Source organism: Gloeocapsopsis crepidinum LEGE 06123 (genome assembly GCF_015207655.1).
Lineage (GTDB): Bacteria > Cyanobacteriota > Cyanobacteriia > Cyanobacteriales > Chroococcidiopsidaceae > Gloeocapsopsis > Gloeocapsopsis crepidinum.
Map to the genome: position 1 here is coordinate 37,423 of NZ_JADEWN010000025.1, position 23,375 is coordinate 60,797.

The 23,375-nt window shown below is 42.0% G+C and carries 23 protein-coding genes; 7 read left to right on the forward strand and 16 right to left on the reverse strand.

Annotated features, from left to right (window positions below; all coding sequences use genetic code 11):
• Nucleotides 1–62 precede the first annotated feature (62 nt).
• Nucleotides 63–467: an allophanate hydrolase-related protein gene (locus IQ230_RS11775; protein ID WP_193932183.1), complete on the forward strand. Its 405-nt coding sequence runs from the start codon at nt 63–65 to the stop codon at nt 465–467.
• Between the two features lie 9 nt (nt 468–476).
• On the forward strand, nt 477–965 hold the full coding sequence (locus tag IQ230_RS11780; protein ID WP_193932184.1) for a GNAT family N-acetyltransferase: 489 nt from the start codon (nt 477–479) through the stop codon (nt 963–965).
• Between the two features lie 127 nt (nt 966–1,092).
• Here the strand turns inward: IQ230_RS11780 and IQ230_RS11785 are convergent, their stop codons facing one another.
• From IQ230_RS11785 to surE, 10 genes are all read right to left on the reverse strand, one after another.
• Nucleotides 1,093–1,845 carry an aspartate/glutamate racemase family protein gene (locus tag IQ230_RS11785; protein ID WP_193932185.1) on the reverse strand — a complete coding sequence of 251 codons (753 nt, stop codon included), beginning with the start codon at nt 1,843–1,845 and terminating at the stop codon, nt 1,093–1,095.
• 96 nt (nt 1,846–1,941) lie between these two features.
• The gene (locus tag IQ230_RS11790; RefSeq protein ID WP_193932186.1) at nt 1,942–3,273 is read right to left on the reverse strand and encodes a flippase; all 1,332 of its coding nucleotides are present in this window, start codon (nt 3,271–3,273) and stop codon (nt 1,942–1,944) included.
• Nucleotides 3,274–3,465: 192 nt separating this feature from the next.
• Nucleotides 3,466–6,261: a preprotein translocase subunit SecA gene (gene secA / locus IQ230_RS11795; RefSeq protein ID WP_193932187.1), complete on the reverse strand. Its 2,796-nt coding sequence runs from the start codon at nt 6,259–6,261 to the stop codon at nt 3,466–3,468.
• A gap of 231 nt (nt 6,262–6,492) precedes the next feature.
• Complete coding sequence (locus IQ230_RS11800; protein ID WP_193932188.1) at nt 6,493–6,870, reverse strand: hypothetical protein; 378 nt, start codon at nt 6,868–6,870, stop codon at nt 6,493–6,495.
• Nucleotides 6,871–6,986: 116 nt separating this feature from the next.
• Nucleotides 6,987–7,556 (reverse strand): diheme cytochrome C, encoded by a 570-nt coding sequence (locus IQ230_RS11805; protein WP_228054789.1) that lies wholly within the window; start codon nt 7,554–7,556, stop codon nt 6,987–6,989.
• Nucleotides 7,557–7,651: 95 nt separating this feature from the next.
• Nucleotides 7,652–8,779 (reverse strand): glycosyltransferase family 4 protein, encoded by a 1,128-nt coding sequence (locus tag IQ230_RS11810; protein WP_228054790.1) that lies wholly within the window; start codon nt 8,777–8,779, stop codon nt 7,652–7,654.
• A complete protein-coding gene (locus IQ230_RS11815; RefSeq protein ID WP_193932189.1) occupies nt 8,776–9,507 on the reverse strand; it encodes a class I SAM-dependent methyltransferase in 732 nt (243 codons plus the stop codon). The genes IQ230_RS11810 and IQ230_RS11815 overlap by 4 nt, the downstream gene beginning before the upstream one ends.
• 8 nt (nt 9,508–9,515) lie before the next feature.
• Nucleotides 9,516–10,421, reverse strand: coding sequence for an AAA family ATPase (locus tag IQ230_RS11820; protein ID WP_193932190.1), 906 nt, complete (start codon nt 10,419–10,421; stop codon nt 9,516–9,518).
• Between the two features lie 81 nt (nt 10,422–10,502).
• Complete coding sequence (locus IQ230_RS11825; RefSeq protein ID WP_193932191.1) at nt 10,503–11,510, reverse strand: bifunctional riboflavin kinase/FAD synthetase; 1,008 nt, start codon at nt 11,508–11,510, stop codon at nt 10,503–10,505.
• 74 nt (nt 11,511–11,584) lie between these two features.
• Nucleotides 11,585–12,397, reverse strand: a complete 813-nt coding sequence (surE, locus tag IQ230_RS11830) for a 5'/3'-nucleotidase SurE (protein WP_193932192.1) — start codon at nt 12,395–12,397, stop codon at nt 11,585–11,587.
• 159 nt (nt 12,398–12,556) lie between these two features.
• Here surE and pheS point away from each other — a divergent pair, with 159 nt between their 5' ends.
• Together pheS and IQ230_RS11840 are read left to right on the forward strand one after the other, a co-directional pair.
• Nucleotides 12,557–13,558: a phenylalanine--tRNA ligase subunit alpha gene (gene pheS / locus IQ230_RS11835; RefSeq protein WP_099703955.1), complete on the forward strand. Its 1,002-nt coding sequence runs from the start codon at nt 12,557–12,559 to the stop codon at nt 13,556–13,558.
• Nucleotides 13,559–13,713: 155 nt separating this feature from the next.
• Nucleotides 13,714–14,226 carry a phosphate-starvation-inducible PsiE family protein gene (locus IQ230_RS11840; RefSeq protein WP_193932193.1) on the forward strand — a complete coding sequence of 171 codons (513 nt, stop codon included), beginning with the start codon at nt 13,714–13,716 and terminating at the stop codon, nt 14,224–14,226.
• 5 nt (nt 14,227–14,231) lie between these two features.
• Here the strand turns inward: IQ230_RS11840 and IQ230_RS11845 are convergent, their stop codons facing one another.
• A complete protein-coding gene (locus IQ230_RS11845) occupies nt 14,232–15,653 on the reverse strand; it encodes a RecQ family ATP-dependent DNA helicase (RefSeq protein ID WP_193932194.1) in 1,422 nt (473 codons plus the stop codon).
• Nucleotides 15,654–16,074: 421 nt separating this feature from the next.
• Between IQ230_RS11845 and IQ230_RS11850 the strand changes: the two genes are divergently transcribed.
• Together IQ230_RS11850 and IQ230_RS11855 are read left to right on the forward strand one after the other, a co-directional pair.
• Complete coding sequence (locus IQ230_RS11850) at nt 16,075–16,329, forward strand: DUF4212 domain-containing protein (protein ID WP_193932195.1); 255 nt, start codon at nt 16,075–16,077, stop codon at nt 16,327–16,329.
• Nucleotides 16,330–16,338: 9 nt separating this feature from the next.
• Nucleotides 16,339–18,012 (forward strand): sodium:solute symporter family protein, encoded by a 1,674-nt coding sequence (locus tag IQ230_RS11855; RefSeq protein ID WP_193932196.1) that lies wholly within the window; start codon nt 16,339–16,341, stop codon nt 18,010–18,012.
• A 121-nt stretch (nt 18,013–18,133) separates the two neighbouring features.
• On the opposite strand, the gene IQ230_RS11860 is transcribed toward IQ230_RS11855, so the two are convergent.
• Genes IQ230_RS11860 through IQ230_RS11875 form a run of 4 tightly spaced genes read right to left on the reverse strand, consistent with a single transcriptional unit; the run spans nt 18,134 to nt 20,717 of the window.
• On the reverse strand, nt 18,134–18,520 hold the full coding sequence (locus IQ230_RS11860; protein WP_193932197.1) for a RidA family protein: 387 nt from the start codon (nt 18,518–18,520) through the stop codon (nt 18,134–18,136).
• Nucleotides 18,517–18,969: an NUDIX domain-containing protein gene (locus tag IQ230_RS11865; protein ID WP_193932198.1), complete on the reverse strand. Its 453-nt coding sequence runs from the start codon at nt 18,967–18,969 to the stop codon at nt 18,517–18,519. The genes IQ230_RS11860 and IQ230_RS11865 overlap by 4 nt, the downstream gene beginning before the upstream one ends.
• Nucleotides 18,970–19,021: 52 nt before the next feature.
• Nucleotides 19,022–19,810: a sulfotransferase domain-containing protein gene (locus IQ230_RS11870; RefSeq protein WP_193932199.1), complete on the reverse strand. Its 789-nt coding sequence runs from the start codon at nt 19,808–19,810 to the stop codon at nt 19,022–19,024.
• Between the two features lie 40 nt (nt 19,811–19,850).
• Nucleotides 19,851–20,717 (reverse strand): sulfotransferase domain-containing protein, encoded by an 867-nt coding sequence (locus tag IQ230_RS11875; protein WP_193932200.1) that lies wholly within the window; start codon nt 20,715–20,717, stop codon nt 19,851–19,853.
• A 221-nt stretch (nt 20,718–20,938) separates the two neighbouring features.
• On the opposite strand from IQ230_RS11875, the gene malQ reads away from it, so the two are divergent.
• Nucleotides 20,939–22,447: a 4-alpha-glucanotransferase gene (gene malQ, locus IQ230_RS11880; protein ID WP_193932201.1), complete on the forward strand. Its 1,509-nt coding sequence runs from the start codon at nt 20,939–20,941 to the stop codon at nt 22,445–22,447.
• A gap of 148 nt (nt 22,448–22,595) precedes the next feature.
• Here the strand turns inward: malQ and IQ230_RS11885 are convergent, their stop codons facing one another.
• Nucleotides 22,596–23,372 (reverse strand): helix-turn-helix domain-containing protein, encoded by a 777-nt coding sequence (locus IQ230_RS11885; RefSeq protein WP_228054792.1) that lies wholly within the window; start codon nt 23,370–23,372, stop codon nt 22,596–22,598.
• Nucleotides 23,373–23,375 lie beyond the last annotated feature (3 nt).

A 23,375-nucleotide genomic window follows, 5' to 3' on the forward strand; every position in this document is an offset into this window, starting at 1 on the left:
GGCAAAATTTGCGATCGCATTTATTTTTAAACTCATTTGACGGGTAATTATTGACAACAGATATGACCGAGACGACTTCAAATTCAGGCACAAAACGGATTTTTATTTGTGGTTCAGCGTTACGCGGACAACCCGACCATCAAAACCTACAATCTGCAAAGTTTATCAAAGAAGCAAAAACACAATCTCGTTATCGACTTCATGCAGCAGGTGACGGTTGGCATCCCGCAATTTACGAAGTAGAACAAGGAGGAATTTCGATTCCTGGGGAAGTTTATGAACTCACTCAAGAACAGTTTGATTATTTAGCCTCAACTGAACCACCAAATATGTATCCGAGTGATATCGTTCTAGAAGATGGTGAAATTCTCACTGCTTTTCTTTATCCGCAAGAGTTAGTAGACAAATATAATTGGCCTGATATTTCCCATCACGGTGGTTGGGCAGCTTATAAAGCTGCAGGCTAAGATGTAAGAATGCGATCGCTTCCCTGCAAAATTCGCGTAGCAACTCCGCAAGAAGATTCCATCATTGCAGAGCATTTCTTTTTGTTGTGGCAAGATATTATTTCTGCTGATTCTGTTAAATCTGACTGGCGAGAAATTACGCTAGAGTTTATCGAAAGCGTCCGTCAAGAGTTGTCTTACCAAGCTTTTGTCGCTGAAGTTGATTCTAAAGTCGTTGGTTCTGTAGGTTGTCAGTTATTTGCTGGACTTTACCCCAATGTTCTCACCGAGCAGTATCGTAAAAGTGGCTACATTTGGGGTGTTTACGTTGAGCCAGCTTACCGCAGGCAAGGTATTGCAAAAAAACTTACACTAGAAGCACTCAACTACCTCAAATCTCTCGGCTGTACAAGAGCAGTTCTTCATGCTTCTCCTCTAGGTCAACTTGTATACTCTAGCTTAGGCTTTACCCAAAGTAATGAAATGTGCTTTGATTTAGGGAATCGTAATTTACATTAACTGCCTGCATAAATGCGAGTGCGAATAGAATTCGCTTCTATATAAACAAAGTCCACCTCCGTGGACTAAATCATAAAATTCTGACTGAGAGTGTGCGCAGGCACACTTGGTTTGAATAGCCCCGACTTCAGTCGGAGGGCATTTGATTCACAAAAGCAAAAGCGTGAAGCATTCCCGTATATGGCTTAGCGATGGGATAAGCTAAATCGCCCTTCTTACTTGTATTCAAGCCCAAGCTTACTAAAGCCTCAACGAACTTAACTGCAACACTCACACCATCAATCACAGGAACACCTAAGTCTTGACTGAGTTGCGCTGATAAGTCAGCCATACCGCCACAGCCTAAAACGATCGCTCCTGCACCATCTTCTGCTAAAGCTTGACGACATTCATTAAAAATCGTTTTTCTGGCGTTAGAGTTTTCATCTTCAAGTTCGAGTACAGGCAAATCTATCGCCCGAATTCGACGGCAAAAGTGCGTCATACCATAGTTTGCAACTAAATGTTGAGCAATGATCCGCGTACGACTTAACGTTGTCACAATCGAAAATCCAGTAGAAATGAAACTTGCAGCGTGCATGGCAGCTTCCGCAATTCCCACCACCGGACCTTTTGCTAATTCCCGCGCAGCGAGTAACCCAGGATCGCCAAAGCAAGCAATCACATAGCCATCAATACCTGCAGCTTCTCCTTTTTTGATTTCTTCAAGAATGCCGATAACACTCAGTGCTTCATCGTAGTGTCCTTCAATTGAAACAGGTCCCATCTCTGGGTTACACGCAATAATCTCAGTTCCAGAACTTGCTACAGCGATCGCAGTCTCAGCAATCTTTTGTGTCATGCTTGCAGTGGTATTAGGGTTGATGACTTTAATTTTCATTGATGGTTTTTTGCCTGAATGCCTTGAGAACTAAAAATGACAAGTCCTAAATGCGAGTGATTAATGCAAGAAATCTGATATTCAGGACTCTAACCGTTACGCTTGAAAAGCTGCCAGAATTGAGGGGCGAACGTTTAGATGTTTCACGACTAGAGTATGAAGCCAAAAATTCCACAACATCATTGAAAATGCAGTGGCTAGTGCAGCACCGACAATACCTAACCAGTGGATGCCAATTAAATTTAAAACTACGTTGACAATAGCAGTTGCTCCCATTACCAATGCTGCCTGAGTTTGGTGTCCTGTCATCATCAATAAATATCCTACTGAGCCTGTACCAACGTTAACAAGTTGCCCTAAAATGAGAACAATCAAAGATTCTCTAGCGACCGTGAATTCTGAGCCAAATAATTGCAGCACAGGCGTAGCAAAAATAATTAGACCTATACCAATAACTAACGCTGGATAAAACATCCATCGAGCAATTGTAGAAATTAATTGTTGCAATCCTCGGCGATCGCCTTGAGCATATAGCCCAGCGATCATCGGAGCAGAAATTGCATTTACGGCTTTGAGGATAAAGTTAACCCAAAGCGATGTTTTCAGCGCAGCACCATAAACACCAACCGCTTTGGCTCCAAGCATCACTCCGAGCATCAATGTATCAGTTTGACTCAAAATAACAGATGAGCCATCAAATAACATCAATGGTAGTGCAACTCTCCACCACTGACTCATAGCATAAACTGGCTTAGCTTGCTCAACTTCGGTATTTAACTTTTGCTGGAAAAGCAACGACTGAAGGATTAAAACTATGAACATGGATAGAATCGATAAGCTAATGACTACTGTGCTACTCAAGCTTTGATGTAATTGCCAAACGAACGCAATGCCAATTAAAACTAAGGGATAGATAATTAGCTCTGGAGCATAAGCAAGCGTCATTTGCTGGAAGGCTCTAATAATTTGTTGCAGAAGATTTGCCAATGCGATCAAAGGCACAATCCAAATACCAATGATGAGTGTCTGCGAATAATCTAATCTTTGATGCAGCACTAACCACAACAAAACAGCTGTGCTGAATGCTACTGTAATTAAGCTAGCAATGAGCGTTTGTTGCCAACTGCCTCGGATAATTCCCCGCAAATGTGCCCAATCTTGCTTAATACGGTATTCAGGAATAAATCGTAAAACAGCAGTTGGTAATCCTAAACCTGCGATAAATGCCAGAGAAAGACTCAGGGCGATCGCAAAATCATAAATGCCATACTCAGTAACTCCCATCCAACGAGCCAGCAAAATTTGGGATGCATAGATTGTGCCAATACTCATAATTTGCACACTTAGCGCTACTCCTGCACCGCGTACCAATGTTGTTAAGAAGTCAGGCTGACGTTTTATCCACAATTTAAGACGTAATTTAGGCATTACCTAGATTAAGTAGACAGGTGAACAGGCAGGATGTCCATCCCACAGTGATTTGATGGTTTATGTAGAGTAGGCTTCTAGCCTACCTCAATGCCACATATAAGTAAAAAGAAAACCCACGATGGTGGGCTTCTCAGAAATATGCTTATTAATGGCTTGCGATCTTTAAATGAGAACACCTAACAAATTGGATTAAACCATTCCTGATGGTGCTTGCATCGCTGGTTGAACTTGCGGCTGGAATTGGAACAATGAGTATACCACATTTCGGCGAATATTAGTCATCATATCCAAGAACAACTCGTAACCTTCGCTCTTGTACTCAATTAGCGGATCTTTTTGTCCGTAACCGCGCAATCCTACCGATTCGCGCAATGCATCCATTTGTTGTAAATGTTCGCGCCATAAAGTATCAATCTGCTGCAAAATAAAGAATCGCTCAGCTTGACGCATCAATCCTGGTTGAATTTGATCGACCTGTGCTTCCTTAACATCATACGCAATCCGCACTTGCTCGTGGAGGAAAGTTTTAATCTCACTTATCGAGAGATCTTCCATCTGATTTGGTTCTAAATCAGCCAGAAGATAAACAAATTCCTTTACCTTACTCACTAAATTCGTCAAATCCCACTCTTCTGATGGCAAATCGGGATTAATATAATAATCCACAATTTCATCCATCGTTTTTTCGGCGTACTTAATCACCAATTCCTTCAAGTCCAAACCTTCGAGAACGCGGCGACGTTCGGCATAAATTGCCCGACGCTGGTTATTCATCACCTCGTCGTACTCAAACACCTGCTTACGGATGTCGTAGTAGTAAGTTTCGACTTTCTTTTGTGCGCCTTCTAAACTGCGGGTCAGCATCTTAGACTCAATGGGCATATCTTCTTCAACCTTAAAGGCACTCATCAAGCCCGCAACGCGATCGCCTCCAAAAATCCGCAGTAAGTTATCTTCCAAACTCAAGAAAAAGCGCGTCGATCCTGGGTCGCCTTGTCTTCCGGCGCGTCCCCGCAATTGGTTATCAATACGGCGTGACTCGTGGCGTTCCGTTCCAATGACATGTAAACCACCAAGTTGCACGACTTCATCATGTTCGCGTGATGTAAATTTCTCGTATTCGCATAACAAAGCATTATAAACTTCCCGCAGCTTTTGAATCACAGGATCGTCAGTCGGTGCTTTTTCTGCTGCAACTGCGACTTTATCTTCAGCCGCGAGTTCAGGTAAACTGCGTTCGCCGTACTCTCTTACTGCAAATTCTACTGCTGTTTTCAGTTGTTGCTCTAATTCTCGCGATAGCTGAGTTGGGAAAATCTGCGGCGATGCTTTCCACGTTTTTACTTTCTTGCCAGGAACAAAACCTTGACCGCTACCACTACTTGATGCGGGTAGACCTGATGCTCTTTCTACTGCAAAAATATCTTCATCTTCGGGTTGCACAATCCGAGGCATAAAGTATTCGCGTAGCTTGAGTCGTGCCATGTAATCCGCATTACCACCGAGAATAATATCGGTTCCGCGACCCGCCATGTTTGTTGCAATTGTGACAGCGCCTTTACGACCAGCTTGGGCAACAATTTCTGACTCGCGTTCGACGTTCTCTGGTCGGGCGTTGAGTAAGTTGTGCGGTACGTTGCGTTGACTTAATAATGCACTGAGATATTCCGATTTTTCGACACTCGTAGTTCCCACCAAAACAGGGCGACCTTGTTCGTGCATTTCGGTACATTCTTCGGCGATCGCCTGCCACTTGCCTCTTTCTGTTTTATATACCACGTCAGATACGTCTTGACGTCTAGTAGGACGGTTTGTCGGAATAATCGTAACTTCTAACTTATAAATTCTTTCAAATTCTGCTTCCTCAGTTTTCGCTGTTCCGGTCATCCCTGCTAATTTGGGATACAGTAAAAACAAGTTTTGATAAGTAATTGTTGCTAAAGTTTGTGTTTCTGGTTGAATTTCAACTCTTTCTTTTGCTTCGATTGCTTGGTGTAGCCCATCACTCCAACGTCTTCCTGGAAGAACTCGTCCTGTGAACTCATCCACAATTATGACTTCATCGTTACGGACGATATATTTAACGTCTTTGACAAACAGTTCTTTTGCCTTGAGTGCGTTAAAGATGTAGTGTGCCCAAGGGTCATTAGGATCGTATAAATCTTTAACTTGCAGCATTTCTTCTGCTGCTGCGAAACCTTCATCCGTTAAAATGACGTTATGAGCTTTTTCATCAACTTCGTAGTGTTCTTCTTTTTGTAATGCGCCTGCGACTTGAGCAGCTTGTAAATATTTTTCTGTTGGACGTTCAACTTGCCCTGAGATGATGAGTGGCGTCCGCGCTTCATCTACAAGAATTGAATCAACTTCGTCAATCACACAGTAGTTAAAAGGACGTTGTACGACTTCCTGAATGGAAGAAGCCATATTATCGCGTAAGTAGTCAAAACCTACCTCGCTATTCGTGACATAGGTAATATCGCAATCGTAGTTTTTCTTGCGTTCGGATGGTCCCATACCTGCTTGAATCAAGCCGACACTCAGCCCCAAGAAACGATGAATTTGACCCATCCACTCGGCGTCACGGCGTGCCAAGTAGTCGTTAACTGTGACAATGTGAACACCTTTTCCTGAAATGGCATTGAGGTAAGCAGGAAGCGTTGATACCAACGTTTTGCCTTCTCCAGTTTTCATTTCGGCGATCTGACCTTGATGTAGGATTGTTCCACCGAGAATTTGAACATCAAAGTGGCGCATTCCTAGCACTCGTCTTCCAGCTTCTCGCACTACTGCAAACGCTTCTGGCAGCAGATCGTCCAAGGTTTCGCCTTTATCCAACCGCTGCTTGAACTCTGCTGTTTTGCTACTAAGTTGCTGATCGGAAAGTGCTTGAATGTCTTCCTCAAGGAGGTTGACTTCTGTAACGTAAGGCTGGAATTTTTTGAGCTTACGAGCGTTAGGGTCGCCCAGCAAGTTTTTCAGCATGGTAGGGTTCGGGAAACTTTAGAAATTATTCTGATTTTTGAGCATAAAGATGAAGTTTGTTAGGCTGCAAGTACTTGATTTTTGATTGAATACACGTCTACAAGTGAACTGCAGCTAAAAACTCAAACATCTTCCAGTCTGTCTTAGCTAGACGCTCTAAGTTTAGACTATATCCATCGTATCATCTTGATTTAAGCTAGGGTGGCAATTAAGGTGCGGATCGCCCTGCAACTAAAATCGAATTCCTACTTGACCGTTGACTCCTCGAACTGAGTTATAGCCAACACCGACAACTAAGTTACTAGCTGTGTCTACCTGTAAACCACCCGACAAAGCTATACCTTGATCGTCAGAATATAGCCCAATACCAACGTAAGGAGAAATCACAGGTAGACCAAAAAATTTGAGCACATCCACGCCAGAAGAACTATCTGGTCCTCTGCCTAATTCAACACCCAAATCAAAGACTCTTGCGCCCACAGAAAAGGTAACATCACCTTCCCTGCCACCCACAGAAACCCACGGTTGAGGAATCAGTTGGGCATTGACTGGATGAGGTGCGGCTAACACAACTAAAGCTGAAGTCGCTAAAATTTCTTTAATTCTCATCTCTCACACTCCTCATCAAAATCTTTGATTATCACTAAATTGAAAAAATCACAATTTAAATGTGGGGTAGGCATCTTGCCTGCCCAAAACTACATCCTATCTGAACATATCACTGCTTACTGTACTGCTTCCCACTCAGGTGATAGACGCCGGAAATTGTATTCTGTTGCACCAGAATGACAACTCACACAGCTACTGACATCAACGGGGCGGGGTAGTTTAACGTTAGGATGCAAGGCTTTAAGATAACGGGATTCTCCAACGCGATATGGTATTGGTTCTTCCTTGAGTAAAGGACGCGAGAAGTTACGTAGATAGTTCCAAATCAGTAAGCGCGGTGGATCGACTAGTTGAGGAAGCGTGACACCGTAGTGCTGCGGATCTTGCAATAGCCTCTGCCATGTTTGTGTTGGCATAACTGCAGGTGGTAAAGCAATATGGCAACTCGCACAATTCTCTAGATAAAGTTCTTGTCCTAATTGAAAGCGCGACGGCACGATATCCACAGTACCAATTTCTTCGGTGGCTGCCTCTTGTTTAGGAGAAGGCTGGGCATTAGTGGCGATCGCTAGCCCCCAACCCATCAGGATACTCCACAGCAAAATGACTAGTAGAAAAAATTGCGATCGCCTCCGGTGCTGCGCTGCGCGCGATCGCTTCCTAGTCCAGTGTGATTTTTGCATCATCCGATCGCCCCCTCATCACATTCAAGCTTTGCTGACTATAGCAATAGAACAATTCAATAGTATTCGCTGAGTTGCTGATAATTCACACTTTTTACTCAGTCAAGAGGACGCGGTACAATCAATCGAGATCGGGAAGCAGTTGTTGTCACTTCATACCACAGTCGTTCATATTTAGTCGCCATAACTTCTGCACTAAAGTTCTTAACAGCTACTTCTCGACCGCTTTGACCAAAGCGCCAGCGCAATTCTGGATCGTCTCGTAAGCGATAGATCGCGCTTGCCAGTTCATCAACATCATCTTGATCGATCAAAATGCCAGTCTCGCCATCAATAACTGCTTCTGACACACTTCCTACACGAGTCGCAATCACAGGACGCGCTGCTAGCATTGCTTCAACGATCGCCAGCGGAAACCCCTCAGACCGTGATGGTAAAACAAACATATCAAAATTCGCTAAGTAGCTACGCGGATTGTCAACCCACCCTGGCATACTTAAGCGATCGCTGATGCCTAATTTTTGTGCAAGTTGTTCGAGTACTTGACGTTGTCCACCTTCACCGAGAATAACGACTTGCACTTTTTCAACTTTAGCTAATGCCCGTAGTAATACATCATGGGCTTTCATGGCATCTAATCGTCCGACGCTACCTACAACAATTTCATGCTTGGGCTGTGGTGGTTGAGGAGGTACAATATCTGGTACGCCGTTGGGTATGGAAATAACTGTATTGCGTCCTAAAGCATAAAAATCTTCTATTTGTCGGGCGCTTGCTTGACCTACTGCAACATGAGCATCAACCCGCAAAGATAGCATTCGCGTTCGTAGTAAAGTCGTTGGATCGGTAGTTCTTAGGGGTAATTGATCGACACGCACAACTCGCGTGTTAGGAAGTAAAAGCGCAGCAAATAAGCCTGTTGCACCTTGCCACGGCGTACAAAGGTTCAAATGGACAATATCAGGACGTAAGCGGTATAGTGCTGCATAATGGGCGGCAAATGACCAGGGATGATTAGGTGTAACAACAACACGCGCTGCTTGGGGACGACGCGAGGCGATCGCATCCACAACTTGCTTTGAAGTTCCCATAACAGTAACAGCGATGCTATCTGATACCTGGGCAACAAGATGACCAAGACTAATTTCTGCACCACCAATTCCCTCAGAATCAGTGTAGGTCACTACACGCAGCGGACGATTTATGTTAGTTTGAGTAGCTGTCATTTGATTGCTAATACAATCATTCTGCGGCTATCCAGTGACATTGGTTCACCGTTATTTCCATAACCTTGTACTTCTTGAAAACCAGTTTGTAACAACCAATCGCGTAATTCAGTAAAAGTAAAGTGACGTACAAAGTAATTCATTTGCCGCACTTGTCCATCACGGATGATAATTCGTTCAGTGTATGTTCGATTAGTAAATACATCAAAGCGAGTACAATCAATTAAATAATTACAATCACGCTCTGTCACAGCATTAGCCTGAAATTCTTTTAATATTCGGTACAAGCTTTGCAATTCTATTAATAACTTACCACCAGGTTTGAGAGCGCGGTAAGCTTCGGCAAGCACTTTACGATTGTCTTCATCGTCAAAGTAGCCAAAAGCGGTGAACCAGTTAATAATACAATCAAAGTGTTCTGTCCAAGGTAGCGATCGCATATCACCTTGAATGTATTCAACATCAATACCTTCTTGAGCATCTTGACGCGCTTTTTCTAGAAACAATGCTGTAGCATCCAATCCTGAAACACTACAGCCGCGCTGTGCAAGTAGATTTGCAATCCTTCCATGTCCACAAGCTAAATCGAGTACGGTCATTTCAGCTTGCAGTTGCAACAAAGTCCAAATTAAATTGACTTCACGCTCGTTGCGTTCTGATGTTAAATGCGGTTCATAGAAGTACAAATAGTCTTCATTGAACAAAGCGGTAAAATCAAATTCAGACATCACTCAGTTTAGGGAATGGGAACTGATCGCAACAGTCTTTCTACAACAGATTTAGCTTTGCGTCCGCCAGCAGGAATCAAACGATGACACAAGACATGAGGTGCTAGATATTTAATATCATCAGGAGTTGCGTAAGTGCGATCGCACAAATAAGCTAACGCCTGTGTTGCTTTGTGTAATGCTACTGTACCACGGGGACTCACGCCTAGCATGATATCTTCATCTTCTCGGGTTGCGCGTACAAGATCGATCATGTAACGTTGTAATGATTTTTCCACTTTGACAGCCGCACAACTGCGGCGTAATTCTGCAACTTCTGCTAATGTGATGCAAGGTTGTAAATCAGCTACTGTAATGCCTTCTTGTAACCGTTGCAACATAGATAACTCTTCTGCTTCACTCGGATAACCCAAGCTCAAAGACAAAATAAAGCGATCCATTTGGGCTTCAGGTAAAGGAAAAGTTCCTTGATATTCAATTGGGTTTTGGGTTGCAATGACAAAAAAAGGACTCGGAACTCGCCGCGAAACTCCATCAACGGTTACTTGTTCCTCTTCCATCACTTCTAATAGCGCCGATTGCGTACGCGGTGTTGCACGGTTAATTTCATCTGCTAGTAGTACATTTGTAAATACTGGACCTGGAAGATATTCAAATTCCCCTGTTTTAGGATTCCAAATATTAGTTCCGGTAATATCTGTCGGTAATAGATCAGGAGTGCATTGTAAGCGCTGAAACTTACCCGCAACCGAACGTGCTAATGATTTTGCTAGCAGAGTTTTACCTACACCAGGAACATCTTCTAGCAGTACATGACCTCCAGCAAGCAGGGAGACTAAAACTAAGCGAATTGGTTCAGCTTTACCAACAATCGTACGACCTAGGTTCTGCGTGAGAATCTCGATTTTTTTCATGCACTACTACAGTTTTTCAATAAGCAATTTAGAGTGTTGAGGATCAAGAATAACCTTGTGGCAACCACACTCAGTAGTTCATCACTTAGTGTTCCCTTGTAGTACCTCTTTTGCAGCAGTGCAATCAAATTGAATTTGTGCCTTTAATTCATCTAATGAAGCAAACTTTTGTTCTGGGCGTAAAAATTTTTCTAGCTGTACAGTTAATGTTTTGCCGTATAAATCTCCCGACCAATCAAATAAATATACTTCTACGGATGGATGCGTACCATTGATCGTAGGACGATTACCAATATTCATGACGCCTTGATAATTATCTCCACCTTGAATAAAAACCTGAACTGCGTAAACTCCTTTACTTGGGAGAAATTTCTCAGGTGGTACTGCGATATTAGCAGTAGGAAAACCAATTGTTCTACCTAACTGCTGTCCTTTAACTACGGTTCCCGTGAGAGTATAAGGACGTCCTAGTAATTCTGTAGCACATGGTAAATCGCCATGTTCGAGTGCTTGACGGATTGCAGAACTACTGATGCGATCGCCTGCACGCGCATGAATCGGAACAATCGTTACTGGAATGCCAAAACCCGCCGCGATCGCTTTTAAATCTTTAGCAGTACCACAACGCTGCTTACCAAAACAAAAGTTTTCTCCGACACTAATTTCTTGACAACACAACTGCTGAATGAGAATTTTTTCGACAAAGTCTTGCGGGCTTAAAGCCGCTAAATCCTTTGTAAATGGCACTCGCACTAGTTGTTCTATGCCTAAGGATTGTAATTGCTTTACCTTCTCATCTAAAGGTGTTAACAGCGATCGCTTTTTCCCTGTAAAAAACTCTTGTGGATGTGGATTAAAAGTTACAACAGTACTATAAATATGTTCGGGGCGATCGCTACTAGATACTTGTTGTGTTTCAGCAGTAACTGATAAAGGGTAAGACAGTAAGGATTTTACTTCCTCCTGGCTTTTGATGCGATGCAAAATTGGACGAATAACCTCTTGATGCCCAAGGTGAATGCCATCGAAGTTTCCTAGGGCAACCGCAGTTGGTGTCAAAGCATTAGTTAGAGAAGAAGTAACCCACACGCTTTACATTTTGACATAAATAGGTCAATGGTAACAGATTAGGAGAAATCAGGGGTCAGGAAGCTTTTTTTCTGCTAACTTTGATTCTTGTTTTTGTTAAATTCCCACTTGGACAACGGATGCAGCGCATCAAGATAAGTCAAATTGTAGTGTAGAGGTGTAATTGTAATGTAATTGTGACGAATTGCCTCAACATCAGTTGGAATATCCTGCGGTAAATCCAAGCCTTGTTTTGCTGGTGTGACATCTTCAACCAACTCCCCAGCTAACCAATAATAAGTTTTACCACGAGGATCGACACGCTTTTCAAAGATATCAACATAGCGACGAATTCCCTGACGTGTGATTTGCACCCCTGCAATTTCTGCTAATTCGACCGCAGGAATATTAACATTGAGTAACATGACTTCAGGTAAAGGGTGACTTGCGATCTTGTCGAGTAAATCAACTGCAAATGTCGCAGCGGGTTGAAATGCTTTAGAAGTAAAACTTGTCAACGACAGTGCCACACTAGGTATACCCTCAATGATACCTTCCATAGCGGCGGAAACAGTACCAGAGTAGAGAATATCAGTGCCTAAATTTGCACCCTGATTGATACCGGAAAGCACAAAATCTGGTGGACTATCAAGCAATGCCCATAACGCTAGCTTCACGCAGTCAGCAGGAGTTCCCGAACAAGCCCAAGCTTTGATACTTGAGTGAAATACCGACTCAACAAGTTCCGCACGAATTGGTTGATGTAATGTTAATCCATGTCCAGTTGCCGATCGCTCGCGATCTGGACAAACAACAGCAACTTCGTGTCCGGCTGCTGCTAAAGTATCGGCTAGAGTACGAATCCCTAGCGCGTAAATACCGTCGTCGTTACAAATAAGTAATTTCATGAAGTTTCAGAGGTCGGAGGTCGGAGGAAGAATTAGTTACTAGCCACTAATCACTAGTCACTCGCCCGTCTCCCCTACTCCCTTTTAAACTGATACGATACACTTAATATTGAATTGAAATAGCTGGCTTTCAGAGAATTACTGTTGAATACAACAAGCATGAGCAATCAGCCTAGCACTTTAAAGGCTCAACTGGAAACTTTACGACAAGAAGGCATAAGCGCGATCGCTGCTGCTGATTCCTTGGATCGATTAGAGGAACTTCGAGTAGTTTACCTCGGTAAGAAGGGTCAACTATCAGGATTATTGCGCAGCATGGGGCAATTGAGTGCTGAAGAACGTCCGCAAATTGGGGCGATCGCCAATGTTGTTAAAGAAGCTTTACAAGACGAACTAGAAAACCAGCGTCAGAAATTACAAGCGGCTGCAATTCAAGCACAATTAAAAGCAGAAACGATTGATGTCACCATGCCTGGTGTTTACCGCCCGCTTGGTCGCGTTCATCCGCTTCATAGTACAATGGATAGGGTGCTGGATATCTTTGTTGGTCTAGGCTACACTGTGGCTCAAGGACCAGAGATGGAAACTGATTACTATAATTTTGAAGCACTCAATTTCCAACCAGATCACCCTGCACGCGATATGCAGGACACTTTGTTTCTTCCTGATGGAAACTTACTACGAACACATACTTCCAACGTGCAAATTCACTACATGGAAGATAACGATCCGCCAGTAAGAGTTGCAATTCCAGGACGCTGCTATCGTCGCGATACTGTAGATGCTACCCACGCCGCAGTGTTCCACCAAATCGAAATTTTGGCAATCGATGAAGGTTTGACTTTTACCGACCTCAAAGGAACAGTTAAAATATTCCTACAAGAATTATTCGGTGATTCACCAATTCGCTTCCGCGCAAGTTATTTCCCCTTTACTGAACCTTCCGCCGAAGTAGACGTGCAATGGAAAGGTCGTTGGTTAGAAGTAATGGGTTGTGGTATGGTTGACCCAAATGTGCTTAAAGCTGTAGGTTACGATCCTGAGGTTTATACAGGGTTTGCTGCAGGAATGGGTGTGGAAAGGTTGGCGATGGTATTGCACGAAATTGATGATATTCGTCGTTTCTACAACAGTGACTTGCGGTTTCTACAACAGTTTTAGAGTAGTAGTAGCTAATAGTGAAAGCATTTCCAATTGAGTTATGAATGCCCAATTCAGGTTGTTAATTATTCACTGTTCATTGCTAACAGAATACTTATTCGTTAGCTATTAGTCAACTATTTAAATGAAAATTAAACCAGCAAGGAGGTAACTTCATGCTGAAGATTTTAGAAAAAAATACAAGATATTTTCATAATTGGTTTGACAAAGAGCGTATAGTTTACAGTCTAGAACTTGTACAAAATCTGATTGTGATTTTGTTGTGTATTAGCTTGTTTTGCATTATGCTGATTCGGCTGACTGATATATTTATCGCACTACTGCAGCCCTTAAAATTCCAAAGTATAACTTCAGATATTTTATTTATTTTAATTTTAGTTGAGTTATTTCGTTTACTCATTATTTACTTGCAAGAACAACGTATTTCTGTAGGTGTAGCAGTAGAAATTTCTATAGTTTCTGTGTTAAGAGAAGTAATTCTTCGAGAAGTTTTAGAGATTCCCTGGCAACAGATTTTGGCAGTGTGTGCTTTTTTGTTGGTTTTAGCAGTACTGTTATTAACTCGTGCTTGGATGGCAAAAATATTTAATACAATTGCACTGGAAAATAATCAAAATATTGCTGACAAGTTGACAGAAAATTCTCTAGAAAAACGTATACCAATTTAATAAAACTATTTTAAGCAGCGATCGCAATGTCCACAATTAAATGCTGCTTGATCGAACCCAAATGCACTTAAGAGAAATCGCCAGCGACACGCACGAGTGTTCAGATATTCATTAATTTGATGCGCGACATTGAGTTGTCCTGGAGATTGTAAGCGGGTCTGATGAATAATGTAATTGAAAGGATCTTGCCATTCAAGTTGACCATTACTGTGAAGTAGGGCAAGGGCGATCGCACTTTCAGCATCTCGCGGAATTTCACCTTGTTTAGGCAATTTTTTGGCTAATTGCTGCGCTTTAGTGTATTGCGATCGCACTGATGCAATAAAAAATTCTTGACGTTGCTTGTCTTGGGGATCTAGCCATCCTGTCGGTTCACTCACAAGTGTTAAGGCGATGCTTGGTTTACTATCGCGCCCTGCGCGTCCAATTTCTTGGACATATTCTGAAAGCAATAACGGTGCATGAAAGTGAATTACCCAGCGAACATCGGGCTTATTAATCCCCATGCCAAACGCTGAGGTACAAATCACAAATGGTATTTTGCCACTTAGCCAGTGGTTTTCAATTCCTCGACGTTCTTCTGGGCTTAAACCTGCATGGTAAGCAGCCGTAGTATAACCTTGTTGGTTCAACCATTGGGCTAAACTTTCGCTATCTCTGCGCGTACGCACATAAATTAATCCAGCTTTTGGTCTAGCTTGAATGAACTTTAATACCTGTTGTCGTCTGCCTCGCGGTGTCCACACGGTTTGAACTTTGAGGTGGAGATTTGAACGATAGGGATTTTGGCGAAAAACTTGGGGTTGTTGAAGTTGTAAAACTTGCTGAATCGTATTTTGTGCCGTTGGATCGGCGGTAGCAGTAAATGCAGCGATCGCAATTTTTGTTCCTTGTGGTTTTGATTGTAACAATGCAGGTCGTACTGCACCCAAACGGCGGTATGCTGGGCGAAAGGTATCTCCCCACTGTACTAAACAATGCACTTCATCAAGAATCAGGCTGTTGATCTTTACTTGCGGTTGACACAAGCGTTCCCACACAGGTGTGCTAAGCAGTGTTTCAGGTGAAAGATAAAGTAACTTGAGCTGCTGTCGTTCTAATTGCTGTAAAATTTGTTTTCGTTGATACGTTGGCAATTCGCTGTGTAATAGTGCAGCTGCTAGGCGGCGATCACGTAATTCTTTGACTTGGTTTTCCATCAAAGCGACTAACGGCGACACTACCAGCGTTAAACCAGGTTGCAGTAATGCCGGAAGTTGAAAGCAAATCGATTTACCCCCACCTGTAGGCATAATGATGAGAGTATCTTGCTGCGATAGTAAGCTACAGATAATTTCTTCCTGGGGTTGGCGGAATTCTTGATATCCCCAAATTTTTTGTAAAGTGTCTCGCAGTTTTTGCGTGGCGATCGCGTTTGACTGATTCATCAGTAATAAGGTGGATTGTCAGGATTTACTTTTAAGGTTTCCCCAAAATGAAGTAAATGCGATCGTATTGCTTGGTAACTGAAGTCGCAGCTTAACAAACCTGATCCACCTCCGTAAACTCATAAAATCAGAGTCGTATAAAACGATCGAGGTAAAACTCGTTTATTCATACCAATAAAAAGATGATTGCATCCAATATTCAACGATCTCATCTCGTATCTCCTCTGCTTCTTCTGTTAAGCGTGTATTCACACTGAAAACTTATTAACTTAACAAAATTCCTTTCTCTCAATCCAACTGATACAATATCTTGTCTTGCTCGCAACATACTCCAAACAACAAGACTATTGATACCTAAGTTATCGATATGACTTATTAAGAGTGTGCTTGTACGTGCATATTGAATTTATTTTTGAGAAAAATGGATAAAAACCAAAGTCAAGCTTACTGGCGGGCTAATAAAGCTTTAATCCGAAATCTTTTAATTGTCTGGGCGCTAGTATCACTTATTTTCAGCATTTTACTCGTTGAACCATTAAATGCAATACAACTTGGTCGAGTCCCCCTTGGTTTTTGGATGGCACAGCAAGGCTCAATTTTAACGTTTGTCGTGCTGATTTTTATATATGCTGTCCAGATGGATCGGCTCGATCGCAAATACGGAATTAGGAAATGAGGGTAAATCATGTCAGTTGAACTTTGGACGATTGGATTTGTTGCCCTGACTTTCGCTTTATATCTTTATATTGGTTGGCTATCGCGCGTTCGCGATAGTTCAGGTTTTTACGTTGCTGGGCAAGGAGTTCCCCCAATTGCAAATGGTGCAGCAACAGCGGCGGATTGGATGTCGGCAGCTTCGTTTATTTCGATGGCGGGGCTAATTTCCTTTTTGGGTTACGACGGTTCAATTTATTTGATGGGTTGGACTGGAGGTTATGTATTATTAGCGTTACTGTTAGCGCCATATCTGCGGAAGTTTGGTAAATATACTGTGCCAGATTTCGTAGGCGATCGCTATTATTCCAATGTTGCTCGTTTGGTTGCAGTTGTTGCAGCTTTGTTCGTATCTCTTACCTATGTTGCGGGACAGATGCGCGGTGTCGGTATTGTGTTTAGCCGCTTTTTGCAGGTAGATATTGCCACGGGTGTCATTATTGGAATGGTGATTGTAGCATTCTTTTCTGTATTGGGAGGTATGAAAGGAATTACCTGGACGCAGGTAGCACAATACGTTATCTTGATCGTGGCATTTTTGATTCCGGCATCGGCGATCGCACTTTTACTCACAGGAAACCCAATTCCGCAACTCGCTTTCACTTTTAGCGATATCGTTGCAAATTTGAACCAGGTTCAACTCGATCTGGGTTTTCAAGAATATACGCAGCCGTTTGCGAATAAATCACAGTTGGACGTACTGTTCATTACGATTGCCTTGATGGTAGGAACTGCTGGATTACCTCACGTCATCGTCCGTTTTTACACAGTTCCTGATGTTCGCGCTGCGCGTTATTCAGCAGGTTGGGCATTACTGTTTATCGCCTTGTTGTATACAAGTGCCCCTGCATTAGCAACGTTTGCGCGATATAACCTAATTAATTCTTTGCATAATCAAACCATTGAGGAAGTCCGTCAGCTTGATTGGGCAAACAAGTGGGAACGAACAAAATTACTGGCATTTGACGATCGAAACAACAACGGGCGGTTTGAATTAACACCCGATTCTGCAACCAACGAAATTACGATTGATCCTGATATTATTGTGCTTTCTACTCCAGAAGTTGCCAACCTGGCACCGTGGGTGATTGCTATTGTTGCCGCTGGAGGATTAGCAGCAGCATTATCTACCGCGTCAGGATTACTCTTAGTGATTTCGAGTTCAGTAGCGCACGATATTTACTATCGTATCCTCAAGCCAGACGCCACAGAAACACAACGAGTATTTGTTGGGCGAATTATGGTAGGGCTTGCAGTGGCGCTAGCAGGTTACTTCGGCATTAATCCTCCAGGATTTGTCGCGCAGGTTGTTGCTTTTGCGTTTGGTTTAGCCGCCGCTAGCTTTTTCCCTGTGATTATTCTTGGCATTTTTGATAAACGAACAAACCGTGAAGGTGCGATCGCCGGAATGGTAACAGGTTTACTCTTTACAATCTTCTATATTGTCGGCGTTAAATTCTCTGGAATGACACCGTGGTTCTTTGGCGTTTCTGCTGAAGGAATTGGTACTTTGGGCATGATCATTAACTTTATCGTCACCATAGTTGTCTCGCGTTTGACACCACCACCACCACTAGCAGTACAAGAAATGGTTGAAGACTTGCGATCGCCAGCCGGAGAATTACCTCCTGAAGCTGTGCATTAGGGTAGTTGGGTAGGCGGGTAAGAGGGAAAAATAGCAATTAAATCTCTCCCACACTCCTACTCTCCCACACTCACACACTCCACTAGGCAATCACTCTTTTTATCTCAATTACCAACTACCCCTAAATCACTGCAATACACTCAATCTCTACCAATACATCTTTGGGTAAACGCGACACCTCGACACAGGCACGGGCAGGGGCGCTAGATTCATCAAAATACTGGCTATACACAGTATTCATTGCCGCAAAATCATTCATATTAGCGAGAAACACTGTCGTTTTCACAATATCTGAAAACGTTGCACCAGCAGCTTCTAAGATTGCTTTAAGGTTTGCCATAACTTGTGTCGTTTGCTGTGATACATCCTCACCCACGATTGTACTTGAGTTTGGATCGAGGGGAATTTGACCGGCAACAAAAATCATTTGACCACTTGCAGCAATAGCTTGATTATATGGTCCTACAGGTGCAGGAGCCAGATCAGTACGAACAATTTTCCGTGTCATTGTGTATTTGATTCTGGATAAGATAAACGAGGTCGGATACCATAATGGCGATAACGCCAATAATCTCGCAAGATGCGATCGTGATCAAAGCAAAGATGCGTTGGCATCCGCCAAGATTCAAAAATCCCCAAGTTCTTTGCATCATCTCCAGCTTGTGGTTCGCCTGATGCAGTTGCTAAAAACACAACACTAAGTGTATGCTTGCGCGGATCGCGATTTGGATCTGAATACACCTGAAATTGTTCAATAAGTTCTACTTGCAAGCCTGTTTCTTCTTCAGCTTCGCGTAGCGCTGCAGTCTCTACAGATTCCCCATAGTCAACAAAACCTCCAGGAATTGCCCAACCTAGCGGTGAATTGAGACGCTCAATTAATACAATTGGTCGATGCGGTTTATCAACTAACTCAATAATAATATCAACTGTGGGAACGGGATTGCGGTAGTTCATTAATTCATAAGTTTTCTAAGAAAAGATTGCACTAAAGTTCTATTTTCTTCACCTATTGAGAACTCATCAGTGGGTATCCAAGACGTTGTAATTCTACTCCAGCGATCGCCTCATATTTAACTAGATTTTCGCCCACAAGAATATCTTGCCATTTGAGCTTACTTGTAGTACTACCTGCTTCCAACTTCGGATAATGTTCGACAGGATGTAATGATATAGCGCGTTCTACATCATCTGGCGTAACAGACAAACCAATAAACTCTGCTATTAAGAGTAGTTGTTCTGCAGTTGATTTTTTTAAATCCTCATAGTAAGTAATTTTGTAACTTTCAGGCGATCTTTTTGCCAACCCATCTAGCCAACCTGCTACATGAACGTGCCACTGACAAGGCCAAACATGATTATCAAAGTAGATATCAATAGGAGGTATATCTGATTTAATTTTTCCTTCTTTCAATTGAAGGTAATAATAAGATAAGAGTGCATCTCTTCCATCTCTAACAACATAGATTACTTTTGCAGGTATATCGACAAAAGGAGTATGGCTTTTGACAATGAGCGGTTTTATACTAGGTTTTCTTTTCTTCTCTAATTTATATTTATGAACGTCAGGTACTGTACTCTCTGTTAACCGCCATCCCCCTCTTTTTTGATGAATTAATGCAGTTAGTAAGCGTCGTAGCCAAGTATTACCAGATCTTGGGAAAGATATTAAGTAAGTTTCATGACGAGCCACTCTAGGAAAAAGGTATGGGCGATCGTAGTATGTACCAAGGACTAAACGTTTAATCTTATCATCAAGCGAACTATAGGCAGAAAGCGATAATCCACGCGCATACATACTCTTTCCTCTGGTGGTTTATAGACCAAATTATTTACAGTTATTCGTATTTTAATATTAGGAGTAGATCTTTAAACTTCGTATTAAGAAAATCTTGAGTTTCCTGACTTAATTTTTCTTTGTGATCTCCTGGAGTGGCTTTTCTAATATGTTTAAGTTTATTTTCTTCTACTTGATTACCGCCTCCTTTCATCTCAAATAATGTATTTCTATCTTGCTCATTAATTGAAATTTGAAGGCACTCTCCTAATTGTTTTACCCATAAATCAAAGTTTTGCATGAAGTCTTCATATCGCAGCCATTGAAGATTTTGAGTTTTAATTAATTTGCAGTACTCATCATACATACGATAAAAGCGATCAGCCCTTTCAATAACATACTCATCTACTGATTGTTTTTGAATTCTTTCTCGAAACTCTAAAAACTCCTTTTTGCGTTCTTCATCAAGAGGTAATGAATGACTAAACCCTAAAGAATAGTAGTTTGATACAATAACATCACGCGGGTCTCTTAGCATTAATAAAACACGATAATTTTCTATATTTTTAATAGGAACGTATTTGCGTAGCGGAGCATACAAAATACCTTGAGGTTGAAAAGCTGTTAAATTTTCTTCTAAAACTTGATACATATCTTGATTAGAATACTGCCATATATAAGACTCAAAGTTAACTGGAGTTAAATTTAAATATTTTTCATTGAGATACTCAATACATTTATCCATATAAGTAGAAGCACATTTGCGCGTTGTAAAGAAGATCGCGCTTTTTTCACTGCTTTGAGAAACTTTTTTGCCTTTGAGTAATTGAATCTCATTACTATATTTTTTATTTTTGTTATAGTTAGCTTTGATTTTCTTTAATATAGGCTCTGGAACAATAGTCTTGATTGCTTGCCGTAAATACATAAATGACGACCTCAGTATAAGTTGAAGTTTTGAAAAATATTATAGAGTTATTCTCAGTGAAATTGAGTAAAGCATTGCTATATTAAGCACAAATAATTACTAAGGAACTATAACAAATAGACAAAACAAGATCATTTGGGCTTCACAACCACAGGTAGGTTTTAAACAAGGATGCAGCATGGTAAATTCATTGCGACTGCTCTTAATAATTTAGACTAAATATGCCTTTTCCTAGAGCTAGTGGTATGTTGTTACATCCCACCTCCTTCCCCAGCAAATTTGGTGTCGGCGATCTTGGCGAATCAGCCTATTCTTTTATTGATTTTTTAGTGCAAAGCGCTCAACAGTTGTGGCAGGTTTTACCACTAGGACCTACAGGTTATGGTAACTCTCCTTATGCTGCTTATTCGGCGATGGCAGGTAATCCTCTGTTGATCAGTCCTGAAAGATTAGTAGCGCAGGGATTACTGACACCGGATGACTTTGTTAATTTATCAGACTTTCCTCACAACAAGGTCGATTTTGACCAAGTTGTACAAACTAAGATTCCTTTACTCAAGAAAGCCTGCGAAAACTTCAGGACAAAAGCAACATCACAACAGGAAGAATTTAGCCAATTTTGTACTGCTAAAGCCTACTGGTTGGATGATTATGCATTGTTCATGGCGCTGAAAGATACAAATAAGGGAATGAGTTGGTATCAATGGGAACCAGAAATCGCGCGCCGTCATCCAGAAGCTTTAGTGCGATCGCGCCAACAACTCGAAGCAGAAGTTTTTTACCACAAATTTGTGCAGTTTGAGTTTTTCCGTCAGTGGAATGAGCTAAAACATTATGCTAATGAGCATGGTATCGTCATTATTGGTGATATACCTATTTATGTAGCACATGATAGTGCTGATGTCTGGGCAAATCCAGAGATTTTTTGTTTGGATGAAGAAACAGGCGAAGTCGCTTTAATGGCCGGAGTACCACCAGATTACTTTAGCGATACTGGTCAGTTGTGGGGCAATCCCGTATACAACTGGGAAAAATTACAGCAACTGAATTTTAAGTGGTGGGTGCAGCGTTTTCAAGCAATCCTTGATTACGTAGATATAATTCGGATTGACCACTTTCGAGGATTTCAAGCTTACTGGGCGGTGCAACAAGGAGAAACGACCGCGATGAATGGAGAGTGGATCGAAGCACCAGGAGAAGCGTTATTTCATGCGATTAACGAACAGTTGGGTAAGCTGCCTGTTTTAGCTGAAGATCTAGGCGTGATTACACCCGAAGTCGAGGCGCTGCGCGATAAGTTTGAATTTCCTGGAATGAAAATTTTGCAGTTTGCTTTTGGTTCAGATGCAGCTAATCCTTTCTTGCCATTCAATTTTCCACGTAACTGTGTTGTTTATACAGGAACGCATGATAATGATACGACTGTTGGTTGGTTTAATAGTGCTTCCGAGTACGAAAAAGAAAGACTCTTACGTTATTTGGGTTGTATAAGTTCTGACGGTATTCACTGGGATTTAATTCGTTTAGCTTTGAGTTCAGTAGCAAACCAAGCATTGATTCCACTACAAGATTTATTAGGATTGGCTACAGAAGCCAGAATGAACTATCCGAGTAAACCTGAAGGCAACTGGGAATGGCGCTACTCTGCTAGCGATTTGACTCCAGAGTTAAGCGATCGCCTAAAATCTCTGACAGAATTATGTGGTCGCGCTTCTGTAAGGAGGGAGTAGGAACGTGGAACGAGAGGCGAGTGAATAGTTTTAGTTTTGAGTTTTAAATTTTGAGTTTTGTTCGCGTAAGCGTGCTGAAGGCAATTATGAAAAGAATTGTTTCATAACTCAACACTCTTGACGAGTAACTTCTCTGACCTCTCAGAATTCAAAGTCGCCGATTTGCTGCGAAGGTAACTTCTTGCATTTGACCAGGATTGCCTATTTGCTTGGCTTTTTCCTGGTTAAACTGTACTAGCACGCCGCCTGCATTTTCTGTTCTGAGTGTGAGTTCTTCTTGGGCTTCCCAAGAACGTTGAGTTCCTTGAGGTAAAGTCCCTTCAAACTCAGTTTTCCCATCAGCAGTAATCCGCAACCACGATTGTGCTTTCAAAGTGACACTAACTCTCACTGGTTTACCGTTCTCAGCATTCTCGACAGTGCTGATAGACTTTATCCCTGATTGCTGTATTTGTGTAGATGATAACTGCTTTTTAGTTTGAAGATTACTCGCTTGCATTTCTCCACGAGTTAGTGTGTGAGACAAAGCATTTACCGCCCAGAAAACGACAAATAAATATAACAAGTAAAGATGAACTGGTCGTAACTGTGCTGCTGGTAAGATTCGTACTGACGGTTTGAACTGCAATTGCCGATCTTCTCTAGGAAAGTTGCTAGACAACTCAGCTCCATCTAAACCGAGTGCATTAGCATATTGCTTAATATAACTCTGAATATAAATTGGTTCTGGAAGTTCTTCCAGACAACCTGCTTCAATTGCCCGCAACAGATGCCGTTGAATCATAGTTTTTGCCTCTGCTCCTTCTAAGGATAAAGCTTGGGCTTGACGAGCTTGACGCAATTGTGTGCCGACTTCCAGTAATTTTTCTGCGCTTCGTTGTTTGAGCGAAGGTTCAATCTCAATCTTTTTCCTACACCACTTCATAAT